The following is a 14,020-nucleotide window of genomic DNA, read 5'->3' as shown; positions in this document are numbered from 1 at the left end:
GAATACATATACATACTATTTCATGTATCGACATAGGAATTTAAATTTTGTTATAATGAGAGAAATAATCTAATTATTTAGAAAAATTTAAAAATAATAAAAGAAGAAGATGAAACATACTGTTTACTAAGTGAACTTGTTCTTCATTCATGGGGGAGGGTTTCAAAGTGGAAAATGTATACGAAAATAGTTACATGATTGTTGGTATTTTCTTGCTGCTAGGCATATTACTTCCGGTAGTCGCTCTGACATTAGGAAAGTTACTACGCCCACATAAACCAAGTGAGGCAAAGAATACAACATATGAAAGTGGGATTGAGCCGTATCATGATGCGAATGTTCGCTTTCATGCCCGCTACTACATTTTTGCATTACTATTCGTTATTTTTGATGTAGAAACGTTATTTTTATATCCGTGGGCAGTGGCATATGACAAGCTTGGGTTGTTTGCATTAATTGAAATGCTCATTTTTGTCGCTATGTTATTGATAGGATTAGCCTATGCTTGGAAAAAGAAGGTGTTACAATGGCTATAAATTTCGAAGAACTACATCCACAGGAGCGAGCGGAATTAGAAAGGAATATCTTTTTTACAACATTAGAGCAGATAAAAGGATGGGCACGTAGCAATTCTTTATGGCCGATGACATTTGGACTGGCATGCTGCGCGATTGAGATGATGGGAGTAGGTTCCTCACATTACGATTTAGATCGATTTGGCTCTTTTTTCAGGACATCTCCAAGGCAGTCAGATGTCATGATTGTTTCAGGAACGGTGACAAAGAAAATGGCTCCGATTGTGCGGCGTTTATATGATCAGATGCCGGAACCGAAATGGGTTATTGCGATGGGATCTTGTGCAACTGCTGGTGGTCCTTACGTAAATTCGTATGCTGTTGTAAAAGGCGTCGATCAAATTGTACCTGTAGATGTATATATTCCAGGGTGTCCCCCTAACCCAGCTGCCTTAATTTATGGAATTAATAAATTAAAAGAGAAAATTCGTTACGAAGCAAAGACAGGAAAGCAGGTGACGAATAAATGAGTGATCCGAATAAAGAGTTAGAGGATATGAAACGAGAAGCGGCTAGGCGTGCAAAGGAAGAGGCACGAAAGCGTCTTGCCGCTAAGCATGAAGCAGAAATATCGAAAATAGAGGCGCGAGAACAAGAAAAAGAGAAAGCGCTGTCAAAGGGTGCTGAAGTAAGCAGAGATGAAGTAACGGAAGCGGAGAAAAAAGCAGCAGCAGCGAAAGCGAAGGCTGCAGCGTTAGCGAAGCGAAAGATGAAGGAAGAGAGCGCGGCACATGGTGATGAAAAAGCGAAAGCAATCGCTGCCGCGAAGGCAAAAGCAGCGGCTGCTGCGCGAGCAAAGAGTGCTGCTAGTAAAAAGGAAGAAGAGAAAGTGCCAGAAAAGCCGTCGCCGAATCAGCCATATGTAGAGGCATATGCGAAACTTATTAAGGAAAAAATAGGGGAGCATGCATTGGTAGATTTCTATATCAATAGATTGTCTAAAGATGTTCCGACGCTTGTTGTTTGCAAGGAGCATTATTATGAAGTAATGGAGTTGTTACGGAGTCATGAGCGCCTTGCTTTTCATTATATGTCAGAGCTGCATGCAACGGATTTTGTGACGCATATGGAAGTGTATGTACACCTATATTCATATGGAAAGAAACAATCAGTGGCGGTGAAGGTGAAATTAGAAAGGGAGGCGCCGCAAGTAGCCTCGATTACACCGCTTTGGGAAGGGGCAAATTGGCCCGAGCGCGAAGCTTATGATTTACTTGGAGTGATTTTTACTGGCCATCCTAATTTAACGCGCATTTTAATGCCAGATGACTGGGTAGGGCATCCGCTTCGAAAAGACTATGAACCTTTTGATGTGGAGGTGTAGCGCAGATGATCCGTACAGAAGAAATGTTGCTAAATGTGGGGCCACAGCACCCGAGTACTCATGGAGTATTCCGGCTTATTATTAAAATTGATGGAGAAACGATTAAAGAAGCTACGCCTGTCATCGGGTACTTGCACCGCGGAACAGAAAAAATCGCTGAGAGTTTACAATATACACAAATTATTCCGTATACAGATCGAATGGACTATTTATCTGCCATGACCAATAATTATGTCATTTGTCACGCGGTGGAGACAATGATGGGACTTGAGATTCCTGAGCGTGCTGAGTATTTACGCGTCCTCGCAATGGAGCTAGGCCGCGTTGCAAGCCATCTTGTTTGGTGGGGGACGAACCTTTTAGATATTGGTGCAGTGAGTCCATTTTTATATGCATTTCGGGAACGAGAAATGGTTATTAATCTTCTAAATGAACTGTGCGGCGCAAGGCTTACGTTTAATTATATGCGCGTCGGCGGCGTGAAGTGGGATGCGCCGGACGGTTGGATTCAAAAGGTTAGAGAGTTTGTTCCTTATATGAGAGAACAATTGAAAGGATATCATGATCTTGTTAGTGGAAATGAAATATTTGTAAATCGTGTGAAAGGCATTGGTATATATAGCGCAGAAGAAGCGATTTCCTATTCATTGAGCGGAGCAAATTTAAGATGTACAGGTGTGAAATGGGATATTCGGAAGGATGAACCGTATTCGATTTATAATCAGTTTGATTTTGATGTCCCTGTTGGGGAAGTAGGCGATGCTTGGGATCGGTATATGTGCCGCATGGCGGAAATAGAAGAGTCACTCAAAATTATTGAGCAGGCGGCTGAGCAGTTTCCGAAAGAAGGAAGTGTCATGGCGAAAGTGCCGAGGATTATTAAGGTTCCTAAGGGCGAGGCTTTCGTCCGCATTGAATCGCCGCGCGGAGAAATTGGCTGTTATATTGCGAGCGAAGGAAAGAAAGAGCCGTATCGTTTAAAGTTTCGCAGGCCATCTTTTTACAATCTGCAAATCTTACCGAAGCTTTTGAAAGGAGAAAATATCGCCAATTTAATTACGATTTTAGGCGGTGTTGATATTGTGCTTGGGGAGGTTGATGGCTAATGGTTGAAAGGCTGCTAGAGTCATCTGCAAGTTGGTCGAATTTTTTTATTTTCTTTGGGTTAGCTGTGCTTCTATTATTTGCAGTCCTCGGCTTTGTTACATACGGGATTTTAGCAGAACGAAAGGTAATGGGATTTATGCAAGGGCGGGTCGGCCCAAACCAAGTCGGGGGGCGTTTCGGATTATTACAAACGGTAGCGGATGTGCTAAAGCTTCTCTTAAAAGAAGATAGTATTCCGAAAGCGGCCGATAAACCGTTATTTATATTGGCACCGATCATCGCTTTTGCACCAGCCTTTATGGTATTGGCTGTTATTCCGTTTACATCTCAATTTCAGTTTGCTGATATCGGTGTTGGCCTTCTTTATTATATTGCTATTTCAGGAATTACAACGATTGGCGTTTTGACCGGCGGCTGGGCATCGAATAATAAATATTCTTTGCTCGGCGGGATGCGAGCAGCGGCGCAGATGATTTCCTACGAAATTCCTCTCGTTATGAGTGTAATCGGCATTGTCTTATTGACGGGTAGCCTAAATTTAAACGAAATCGTCGCATCGCAGGAAAAAGTTTGGTACATCTTTGCGCAGCCAATCGGCTTTATTATTTTCCTAATTGCGGCGGTTGCCGAATTAAATCGGACACCATTCGATTTACCTGAGGCAGAATCTGAACTTGTTTCTGGTTATCATACGGAATACTCTGGATTTCGCTGGGCCTTCTTTATGCTTGCTGAGTATGTGTATCTCTTTGGAATGGCTTCTTTAATGACAGTACTCTTCCTAGGTGGCTGGAACCCGGTACTCTTTCTTGACTTTATTCCAGGCGCTGTATGGTTTGCACTCAAATTTAGTGCGGTTGTCTTTTTATTCATTTGGTTCCGTGTTACATTCCCTCGTATGCGGGGGGATCAGTTAATGGAGTTTGGCTGGAAGGTACTATTACCGATTGCATTGGCTAATATCTTTTTAACGGCATTGATTAAGGAGTTGTTCTTCTAATCTGTGAGGAGGTGCCAGCAAGAGATGAAAGGGTTATTGAAAGGGTTGAAATATACGCTAAGTAATTTGAGCAAGAAAAAGGTGACATACGATTATCCAAATCAACCATTGCCACTGCCAGATCGGTTTCGCGGCATTCAAAAATTCTATCCGGAAAAGTGTATTGTTTGTAATCAATGTGCCAATATTTGTCCGACCAATTGTATTCAGTTAACCGGAAAAAAGCATCCAGATCCTACGAAAAAAGGGAAAATCATTGATACGTATGATATTAATTTTGAAATTTGTATTCTATGTGATTTATGTACGGAAGTGTGTCCGACAGAGGCTATTGTTATGACAAATAACTTTGAACTAGCGGAGTATACACGTGATGATTTATTTAAAAACTTGCAATGGTTAGATGAAAATGATGAAAACGTTAGAAAGGAGAATAAAGCATGACCGGTGAGTTGATTGCATTTTTTATATTATCTTTCACTGCGGTTATGGGCGGAGTGTTTATGCTGAATGTAACGAAAGTAATGCATATGATGCTTGCCCTTGTTTTTACATTTCTCAGCATTGCAGGTTTATATTTCCTTCTAGCGGCTGAGTTTATAGGGGTAGCACAAATTTTAATCTACTCCGGAGCCATTACAATTATTATGATCTTTGGCATTATGTTAACGCAGCATGATGCGGAGAATGAGTCAAGGTTTAGTCTTCGCAAAATAATTGTTTTCCTCGCAGTTATGTTATTTGGAACAGTGATGTACTTTGCGGTTCATAACATCGACTTTGCAAACCAAAATACACAGGATATTTTACCTCTTCATGAACAAAACACACTTCAAATTGGTACCCTTTTGTATTCGAAATATGTAATTCCATTTGAATTAACATCAGTGATCTTACTTGTCGCACTTGTTGGGGCGATTGTTCTTGCTAAGAAGGATGAAGAAAAGGGGGATTCTCATGAATAGTGTCCCCGCTTCGGCCTATTTAACTTTAGCAATTATTTTATTTTGCATCGGTTTATTTGGGGCTTTAACAAAACGAAATACGGTGATTGTTTTAGTCTGTATAGAACTGATGTTAAATGCCGCAAATTTAAACTTAGTTGCCTTTAGTAAGCTTGGTTTTTTTCCGAACTTAACAGGGCAAATCTTTTCTTTATTTACGATGTCTGTTGCGGCGGCAGAAGCAGCGGTTGGACTCGCAATTTTGATTGCACTATATCGCAATCGTACAACTGTTAATATCGATGAGATGGATAAGTTGAAAGGTTAATTCTAACTGAAAAGGGGGAAGGAAACGATGATCGATTATGCATGGCTCATACCGCTTTTCCCGCTTGCTTCGTTTATGTTACTCATTTTATTTGGGAGGAAATTAAAAGGAATTAGCAGCCTCCTTGGCAGCCTTTTCGCATTTCTTTCGCTAGTGGGTGCGGTAATCGTCTTGTTAGAACGCTTTTCCTCAGAGAATGTCAAGCACACTTGGTTATGGCTAAAGGCTGGGAGTGTGGACATTTCATTTGGATTTGAGGTGAATGCATTGAATGCGTTAATGCTCTTTATTGTGACTACTGTCAGTTTTCTTGTACATGTGTATGCAAAAGGATATATGCAAGGCGACGAACGTTTGTCAGTCTTTTATGCGTATCTTGGATTATTTACATTTGCGATGCTTGGGCTTGTAATTTCAACAAATCTATTGCAACTTTACGTGTTTTGGGAGCTTGTTGGTCTCGGTTCCTTTTTATTAATTGGATTTTACTTTTTTAAAGAAGAGGCAAAAGCAGCTGCCCAAAAAGCTTTTATTATGACGCGCATTGGCGATGCCTGCTTATTTATCGGGATGATTCTTCTTTTTTGGCAAGCGGGCAGTTTTGATTATGATGTTATTTTTAAAGCAGTACAAACGGAGGCTATCTCTCCTTCTATCATTACACTTACAGCGCTTTTCATATTTATTGGTGCCGTGGGGAAATCGGGACAATTTCCATTGCATACGTGGCTACCGGATGCAATGGAAGGGCCTACGCCAGTTTCAGCACTTATTCATGCGGCGACGATGGTCGCGGCCGGCGTCTATTTAGTTGCGGCGATGTTTCCGCTTTTCGTAGCCAGCCCTGTAGCTATGCAGACCGTAGCAATTGTGGGAGGATTTACGGCGATTTTTGCAGCGTCCATTGCTCTTGTACAAACAGATATAAAACGCATTCTAGCGTATTCTACAGTAAGTCAGCTCGGTTATATGATGCTTGCACTTGGTTCAGCGGGATATGTCGCTAGTATCTTTCATTTAACGACACACGCCTTTTTTAAGGCACTTCTGTTCTTAGCGGCTGGAAGTGTCATTCATGCGGTGCATACACAAAACATTCATGAGATGGGCGGCTTACAAAAGAAGATGAAAGTTACAGGACTACTCTTTTTAGTCGGTACATTTGCAATTAGTGGCGTTCCGTTTTTTTCAGGCTTTTTTAGTAAAGACGAAATTTTAATGGCAACGTGGATGCACGGCAATTATGTTTTATTTGTCCTCGCCATTTTAGCAACGTTCTTAACGTCCTTTTATATGTTTCGTTTATACTTTCTTGTCTTTACCGGAGAAGAGAGAGCGAAGAGGGAAGTACGTGAGTCTCCGCGGATTATGACATTGCCGATGACTGCTCTTGGAGTATTCGCTGTTGCAATAGGATACATTCATACACCTTGGTTCGGAACATTTCTTGGAGATTGGCTCATAAAGGATGTTTCATTTCAAGTAGCACAAGGACACGGGCCAGCTTGGATTATGGTCATAGCAACGCTCGTCTCTTTTGGAGGAATTCTCCTTGCCTATTTGATGTATAACAAGCGCTCTCTTTCTAGAGATTGGGCTGGGGGAGAAGGAACAATTCTATCTCATCTACTTATAAAAAAATATTATATAGATGAAATATATCATGTGACGGTGTTGCCGATTGTAAAAGGGATTGCTTATACACTTCACCTTTTTGAAGTATGTATTGTGGAGGGAATTGCAAAGCTCATCCAGAGCCTCGTTAAAGGGGGGAGTTACGGGGGATCCAAACTTCAAAACGGTAATGTACAAGTGTACGGAACGGTGACTGCTATTTCTTTGGCAGTATTGGTTGTCATTTTGTTATATACAGGGGGGGATTGGCAATGAGTGCTTTCTTATTATCTTTCTTCATTTTCTCCCCACTTCTTAGTATCTTCTTACTTCTATTTACACCAAAAACAAAGGTACGTGCGGTGCGCGGGATTGGCTTGTTTGGCACGATGCTTCCGCTTGGAACAGCGATTCTTTTAGCGTGCGCATATGCTTCTGGGAAGAATTTAGCCATTTTTTCAGAAAGGGTAAAATGGATTCAATTTGGCAACTTTCCTGAATTAGACAAAAGCTTATTTATCATTGACTATGAACTTGGAATGGATGGTTTTTCCCTAGTAATGATGATGTTAGCTTCACTTTTAGTCATGCTTGCGGCGCTGACGGCTTTTTCCATTCAGCATCAGGTGAAGGCTTTTTATATGCTGTTATTAACGCTTGAAATTGGAGTGCTTGGCGTTTTCGCGGCAGAAAACTTATTTTTATTCTTTATTTTCTTCGAGATTACATTACCGCCGATGTTTTTGCTAATTGGAAAATGGGGGAAGTTGTCGAGCGAACAGGCAGCGTATAGCTATTTAATATATAACGGAATTGGTTCAGCGATTTTACTTATTATTTTCTCCATTTTGTTTGCTAAAACGGGCACAACAAATTTTGAAGAGTTGAAGACGATTTTGGCAGGGACGGATTCATCATTTTTTAATGGGATGTCTCATTCGCTCCAGCTCAGCATATTTATCGCATTGATGCTTGCGTTTAGTATTAAGTTACCGTTGTTTCCGCTACACCGATGGATGGTGAATGTACATGTAGAAGCACATCCGGCAGTTGTGATGATACATGCGGGTGTGCTACTAAAAATTGGGGCGTACGGTATGATTCGTTTTGGAAAAGGATTATTCCCGGAGCAATTTCAAAGCTTTGCTACCATCTTGGCTATTTTAGGTGTAGTAAATTTTTTATACGGTGCTTTCCTTGCTTTCATTCAAACCGACTTCCGAAAGGTGCTGGCCTATTCTAGTATTTCGCATATGGGAATTGTGCTAATTGGACTTGCAGCACTGAATGCAGCAGGTGTACAAGGGGCGCTCTTTCAAGTCGTGTCGCACGGTTTAATTGCCGCGCTACTCTTTTTCCTACTTGGCGTAATTGAAGAACGATTTGGTACGTCTCACATTACGAAGCTTGGAGGCCTTGCAAAACAAGTTCCAATACTTAGTGCATGTTTATTGGCAGGAAGCATGGCTTCGCTTGGATTGCCGGGAATGTCTGGATTTGTAAGCGAATTTCTTGCTTTTCTCGGTCTATTCCAAGAGAAGCCAATTGTAGCCGCAGTTGGAGTGCTTGGCATTATATTAACAGCTGCATATGTTTTAAGAGCAACTTTACAAGTAACGTTTGGGAAGCGGGAATTAGAAGGAAAGCCAGATATGCGTGGTTGGGAGTACATTCCGGTTCTTTTGCTACTTGCATGTATCATAACAATCGGTGTGTTGCCGGATTTATTAGGAGAACCACTTCAAGATACACTAAAAACATTGGGGGTGAGATAGGATGGATATGGAGGTATTGTTTCGGTTACCGTGGCATCTTATGGTTCCGGAGTTTATTCTTCTTGGCGGAGCCATTCTTCTCTCGCTTCTTGATTTGTTTTTTAAGGTAAATCAAAAGTACGTATCATTTGGAGCCATTCTTACCGCGGGTTTCTCATTTTTTGCGCTCATTATGCTCTATGATGAACCAGCAGGAGCCATTTTGGACGGTTCCTTCGTATTAGATGGCTTTTCGAAAGGATTTAAAACATTACTCTTAGTGGGAGCGCTCCTCGTTTTATGTATCGCGATAAGCGACGATAAAAAAGAGCCGATTCCATATAAAGGAGAATATTACTACTTATTTCTCATGGCGATACTTGGTGCGATGTTTATGGCATCTAGCATCGATTTTATTACACTCTTTATCAGTTTAGAGCTGCTTTCTCTTTCATCGTATATTTTAGTAGGAATTCGAAAGAAAAGGCGTGCTTCAAATGAGGCTGCGATGAAATATGTGATTAATGGAGGAATTGCATCAGCTATTACGTTGTTTGGAATGAGTTATGTATATGGTATGACAGGATCAACAAATATAGTGGAAATGCAGCGTGTTCTTGCTGGAGGTGTGGCAGGTAGTATTCAACTCTTATTAGCACTTGCCTTCTTATTAATGTTCGTCGGATTATCATTTAAAATTGCAACGGCACCATTTCATATGTGGGCGCCGGATGTATACGAAGGGGCACCGACACCAGTAACAGCGTTTCTCGGAACAGTTTCTAAAATTGCTGGATTCATTATGATTGTGCGGCTATTCTTGATGACATTTGCAAGCGTCACAATCCAAGGGAAGGAAGAAACACTGTTTCATTATATGAGTGTCTATATTGCTATTTTAGCAGGGGTTACGATGATTATTGGTAATGTGATTGCATTAAAGCAACATAATATAAAGAGATTATTTGCTTACTCTGGAATTGCTCATGCTGGTTATTTACTCGTTCCGCTAGCGGCGCTATCTCCTTTTACAATGGACAGTATGTGGTTTTATATGCTTGCCTATTTCTTGATGAATGCCGGAGCATTTGCGATTATTCACACATTAATTTTACAAAGTGAGAATGAAAATATAAACATTTTCTCTGGTTTATACAAACGTTCACCATTTCTAGCGATGATGATGACAATTTTCATTTTATCTTTAGCGGGTATTCCAGGAACAGCTGGTTTTATTGGGAAAGTAAATATTTTCTTAGGGGCATTTGTAATAGAGTCGCCTTATTACGTACTTGCATCTGTAATGATGGGAACAACGGTTATTTCCTATATATATTATTTCCGAATTTTACAGCAGATATTTTTTCGGAAAGGAAATGAAGGGGACAGAGTGCACATTCCGATAAGTGTAAAAGCTGTCGTTTGCTTCTGCGCATTCGCAACTGTCGTGCTCGGAGTTTTACCAGCGATTGGCTACAATTTCTTTCATGACTATTTTCCGCTTATGAAGGATTTCTTCTTTACAGGGAACATGGTACAATAGTGAAATAAAAAAAGTGTAGAGCGATTCCTCTACGCTTTTTATTTGCATGCAAACGCGCACGTAGAAACATGATTTCTCGTTTTTTGAAGGCTATGGCGCCTATATATACGAGAAAAAGTATAATGGCTTCTAGCGTTAGGAGTGCAATGCACATCTTAATTATGAAAGCCGGTCAAAAAGGGGTCGATTTTTTTGGCGCAACTTTTAGGGCAACAAGCACTGATTGCAATGGTGTCGCATTTATTGTTTATTACCATTACATGGTGGGCTTTGCAAGGAATTCATATCGAACGCCTAATGAAATCTGGAAAAGTACTGCAAATAAGAATCTTACTTATTCTTGTTACAATTGCAATTGGTACGTCTGTAAGTAACTTCTTTCTTGATTATTTAGGGTATTCGAAGAGTTTAACGTATTTGGTAAAGTAAGGGTATAGAACCTTCTATCTCCGTTAAGAATGGAGATAGGAGGGGATGAAACTTGAAGAGTTTAAAAACGATTCTTATCGTTGTCGGAATCATGGTTGTATTCTTAGTCGGATATAAAGGGGTTAAACCGATAAACGATGAAGAGAAAATGGAAAGTATGATTGCCGCTCTTGAAAAGAATGGAGCAAAAGTGGAGCGATGGTCATGGTTAGCGCGGGAGACGAAAACAATTTCTAACATACATACGTTTCAAAAATTGTTAAACGATGTAAAGGAAAAAGCAAATGTTCGGAAGTGGGAATTGGAACAATCTCACGATGGATATAAAGCAACGGCACATAAAAAATTTTCTTCTTATGAAGAACGAATAGTAGTCACTTGGAGTAAGAAAAATACTAAAGAAAACACTTTCATTATCTTTGAAGTAAGCGGGGAAAAATGGGATCCAAAAAACATTCGAAAAATGGATACAATTTTTAGTACAAAACCTATAATTTACACTTGTGTTAAGGGTGTACTGAATGATAAGATTGAAGGTGTTTTGCAAAATAAAACCAATCAGGTTTTGAAAGATCTTTCAGCAAGAGCGATCGAAAAAATAGAAGAAAGAGCATTTGTGTCAATCTCCGCATATAATAAAAAGTGGAATGACGCTCTTTCAACAAATAAAGAGAAAATAAATGTGCAAATAGCAATACGTTCTACAGACAACAAAGATACAATTGTGGTTGGCACACCGATCATAACTTCTGAGTATTGAATGAATAGATATTGAAAAAAGGACACGGAGGGGAATAAATTGGAAAAAATCATCGTCCGTGGCGGAAAGCGGTTGAACGGCACAGTGCGTGTTGAGGGCGCGAAAAATGCTGTATTACCTATAATCGCTGCAGCCCTATTAGCGAGTGATGGAAAGAATGTACTATCTGAAGTACCAGTATTGTCTGATGTATACACAATCAATGAGGTATTACGTCATTTAAATGCTGAAGTCGTATTTGAAAATAACCAAGTAACAATCGATGCTTCAAAAGAGTTAAAAATTGAAGCGCCGTTTGAATATGTACGTAAAATGCGTGCATCTGTCCAAGTAATGGGGCCATTATTAGCACGTAACGGTCGCGCTCGCATTGCTCTTCCTGGTGGATGTGCAATCGGTTCACGTCCAATTGACCAACATTTAAAAGGCTTCGAAGCAATGGGAGCAAAAGTAAAAGTTGGTAATGGATTCGTTGAGGCATACGTAGAGGGAGAACTAAAAGGTGCAAAAATTTACTTAGACTTCCCAAGCGTAGGTGCAACAGAAAATATTATGTCTGCTGCTGCATTAGCAAAAGGGACAACAATTATTGAAAACGCTGCGAAAGAACCGGAAATTGTCGACTTAGCGAACTTCTTAAATGCAATGGGTGCTAAAGTACGCGGAGCTGGAACGGGAACAATTCGCATTGAAGGCGTTGATAAATTATATGGTACGCACCACTCTATTATTCCTGACCGTATTGAAGCGGGAACATTTATGGTTGCAGCAGCAATTACAGGTGGTAACATCTTAATTGAAAATGCAGTACCAGAACATCTACGCTCTGTTACGGCGAAAATGGAAGAAATGGGTGTAAAAGTGATTGAGGAAAATGAAGGGTTACGTGTTATCGGTCCAGACAAATTAAAAGCCGTTGACATTAAAACAATGCCTCACCCAGGATTCCCAACAGATATGCAATCACAAATGATGGCATTATTATTACAAGCTGACGGAACAAGTATGATTACTGAGACGGTATTTGAGAACCGCTTCATGCATGTTGAGGAATTCCGTCGTATGAACGCGGATATTAAAATTGAAGGTCGCTCTGTTATTATGAACGGACCGAATAATTTACAAGGTGCAGAAGTAGCAGCAACTGACTTACGTGCAGCAGCTGCGTTAATTCTAGCTGGTTTAGTAGCAGAAGGTCACACTCGTGTAACCGAACTAAAGCATCTAGATCGTGGATATGTAAACTTCCATAAGAAACTAGCTGCATTAGGTGCAACGATTGAACGTATCAATGAACACATGGAAGAAGTGAAAGAACAAGAAGTTTCTGATCTTCATGCATAATGATAATAGTCCCTATGTCTCATGACTGGGGGCTATTTTTTGTTCTATTACTGTTATAGTCAATTATCCCATGACTTATGCATGTCTTACTTAAAAATTTAGAAAATTTAATAAGTAAAATGGAAAGTAAGACTTGTTCTAAAAATCTCCTATTCCCCATAGAAATAAAATGAATCTAATTTTATAGCGGGGGAAAAAGATGAAAATTTCAAAGCCACTTTTCATTACAATGGCGCTCTTAATAACGCTTGTTATTATTGTGCCAGCCATACTTGTCATTCCATACGCAAAAACGAAAGTAAGTCAGCCGTCTAAAAATCCTCCAGTCGTTCAAAATGTACCAGCTCCTCAGAAGGTAAATACTGCTGTTCAAGTGTCAGTATATCGCGATGCCAAAAAAAGTGTCGAGCAGTTACCACTAGAAGAATATGTTACGGGCGTTGTAGCATCTGAAATGAATGCAAGCTTCGAGTTAGAGGCATTAAAAGCACAGGCACTAGCAGCTAGAACATTTATCGTACAGCGTATGTTAAGCGGTGCGAAGAAACAGAATGCAGATGTAACAGACACGGTGAATGATCAAGTATACAAAAGTAAAGAAGAATTAAAGAAGATATGGGGTAAGGACTATGAGAAGAATTTGAAAAAGGTTGAAGAAGCTGTATCGAAAACGGCCGGACAAGTTTTAACGTATGAAGGTAGCCCGATTACAGCTTCTTTCTTTTCAACGAGTAATGGACGCACGGAAAATGCTGCGGATTATTGGGGAAATGATTACCCGTACTTAAAGAGTGTGGACAGTCCATGGGATCAAGCTTCGCCGAAATTTACGAGTGAACAAACATTTACTGTAGCTGACTTTCAAAAGCGCCTTGGGGTAAAGATACTGGAAAACGGAAAAGTCGGTAATATTCAAGAGCGCACAGAAGGAAAACGTGTAAAAGGTGTCGAGTTTCAAGGGAAAGTATTAACAGGGAAAGAAGTGCGAACAAAGCTTGGCTTACGCTCCTCTGATTTTACATGGAAACAACAGGGGAATCATATTGTCGTTACAACGAAAGGATACGGACATGGTGTTGGTATGAGTCAATATGGTGCGAATGGAATGGCAAAAGAGGGAAAAGAGTATACAGAGATTGTTGCACATTATTATAAAGGAATCGAAATTAAAACGTTAAATGACTATGAAGGCAAGTTAATGGCGAAAAATTAAGTGACAAGGGATTCATGATACGTAAGTGTTGCTCGTTTAACAATAGATCGATGATTTGAAACAAAAAGGAGTTCATCTACATGAG

The 14,020-nt window shown here is 40.1% G+C and carries 15 protein-coding genes; all 15 read left to right on the top strand.

Annotated elements, in window-relative coordinates:
- Nucleotides 1-167 precede the first annotated feature (167 nt).
- The 15 genes from MR059_RS09280 to spoIID all read left to right on the top strand — a co-directional run bounded on the left by MR059_RS09280 (nt 168) and on the right by spoIID (nt 13,935).
- Nucleotides 168-536, top strand: coding sequence for an NADH-quinone oxidoreductase subunit A (locus MR059_RS09280; protein WP_012096267.1), 369 nt, complete (start codon nt 168-170; stop codon nt 534-536).
- The gene (gene nuoB / locus MR059_RS09275; protein WP_087095607.1) at nt 527-1,045 is read left to right on the top strand and encodes an NADH-quinone oxidoreductase subunit NuoB; all 519 of its coding nucleotides are present in this window, start codon (nt 527-529) and stop codon (nt 1,043-1,045) included. The genes MR059_RS09280 and nuoB overlap by 10 nt, the downstream gene beginning before the upstream one ends.
- Nucleotides 1,042-1,899, top strand: a complete 858-nt coding sequence (locus tag MR059_RS09270) for an NADH-quinone oxidoreductase subunit C (RefSeq protein WP_087095606.1) — start codon at nt 1,042-1,044, stop codon at nt 1,897-1,899. The genes nuoB and MR059_RS09270 overlap by 4 nt, the downstream gene beginning before the upstream one ends.
- Nucleotides 1,900-1,904: 5 nt before the next feature.
- Nucleotides 1,905-3,005, top strand: a complete 1,101-nt coding sequence (locus tag MR059_RS09265; RefSeq protein WP_210370630.1) for an NADH-quinone oxidoreductase subunit D — start codon at nt 1,905-1,907, stop codon at nt 3,003-3,005.
- The gene (nuoH, locus tag MR059_RS09260) at nt 3,005-4,006 is read left to right on the top strand and encodes an NADH-quinone oxidoreductase subunit NuoH (protein ID WP_012096263.1); all 1,002 of its coding nucleotides are present in this window, start codon (nt 3,005-3,007) and stop codon (nt 4,004-4,006) included. Before MR059_RS09265 ends, nuoH begins: the two co-directional genes overlap by 1 nt.
- A 24-nt stretch (nt 4,007-4,030) precedes the next feature.
- Nucleotides 4,031-4,450 (top strand): NADH-quinone oxidoreductase subunit NuoI, encoded by a 420-nt coding sequence (gene nuoI / locus MR059_RS09255; protein ID WP_012096262.1) that lies wholly within the window; start codon nt 4,031-4,033, stop codon nt 4,448-4,450.
- The gene (locus MR059_RS09250) at nt 4,447-4,971 is read left to right on the top strand and encodes an NADH-quinone oxidoreductase subunit J (RefSeq protein ID WP_242161736.1); all 525 of its coding nucleotides are present in this window, start codon (nt 4,447-4,449) and stop codon (nt 4,969-4,971) included. Before nuoI ends, MR059_RS09250 begins: the two co-directional genes overlap by 4 nt.
- Nucleotides 4,964-5,278 (top strand): NADH-quinone oxidoreductase subunit NuoK, encoded by a 315-nt coding sequence (nuoK, locus tag MR059_RS09245; RefSeq protein WP_242161735.1) that lies wholly within the window; start codon nt 4,964-4,966, stop codon nt 5,276-5,278. Before MR059_RS09250 ends, nuoK begins: the two co-directional genes overlap by 8 nt.
- 27 nt (nt 5,279-5,305) lie before the next feature.
- A complete protein-coding gene (gene nuoL, locus MR059_RS09240) occupies nt 5,306-7,168 on the top strand; it encodes an NADH-quinone oxidoreductase subunit L (RefSeq protein ID WP_242161734.1) in 1,863 nt (620 codons plus the stop codon).
- Entirely contained in the window at nt 7,165-8,667 is a 1,503-nt protein-coding gene (locus MR059_RS09235; protein ID WP_242161733.1) for an NADH-quinone oxidoreductase subunit M, read from the top strand. Before nuoL ends, MR059_RS09235 begins: the two co-directional genes overlap by 4 nt.
- Nucleotides 8,668-8,674: 7 nt before the next feature.
- The gene (gene nuoN / locus MR059_RS09230; protein ID WP_375364716.1) at nt 8,675-10,189 is read left to right on the top strand and encodes an NADH-quinone oxidoreductase subunit NuoN; all 1,515 of its coding nucleotides are present in this window, start codon (nt 8,675-8,677) and stop codon (nt 10,187-10,189) included.
- Between the two features lie 192 nt (nt 10,190-10,381).
- Complete coding sequence (locus tag MR059_RS09225; RefSeq protein ID WP_012096256.1) at nt 10,382-10,618, top strand: DUF1146 family protein; 237 nt, start codon at nt 10,382-10,384, stop codon at nt 10,616-10,618.
- A 91-nt stretch (nt 10,619-10,709) separates the two neighbouring features.
- Entirely contained in the window at nt 10,710-11,378 is a 669-nt protein-coding gene (locus MR059_RS09220) for a YwmB family TATA-box binding protein (RefSeq protein WP_048723562.1), read from the top strand.
- 39 nt (nt 11,379-11,417) lie between these two features.
- The gene (gene murA, locus MR059_RS09215; RefSeq protein ID WP_242161732.1) at nt 11,418-12,722 is read left to right on the top strand and encodes a UDP-N-acetylglucosamine 1-carboxyvinyltransferase; all 1,305 of its coding nucleotides are present in this window, start codon (nt 11,418-11,420) and stop codon (nt 12,720-12,722) included.
- Between the two features lie 199 nt (nt 12,723-12,921).
- Nucleotides 12,922-13,935 (top strand): stage II sporulation protein D, encoded by a 1,014-nt coding sequence (gene spoIID, locus MR059_RS09210; RefSeq protein ID WP_012096253.1) that lies wholly within the window; start codon nt 12,922-12,924, stop codon nt 13,933-13,935.
- Nucleotides 13,936-14,020: the final 85 nt, after the last annotated feature.

It is taken from the genome of Bacillus cereus group sp. BfR-BA-01522 (assembly GCF_022662635.1).
GTDB classification, from domain to species: domain Bacteria; phylum Bacillota; class Bacilli; order Bacillales; family Bacillaceae_G; genus Bacillus_A; species Bacillus_A cytotoxicus.
The sequence above is the reverse complement of the archived record's forward strand: the minus strand, read 5'-3'. Positions and strand labels throughout refer to the sequence as shown.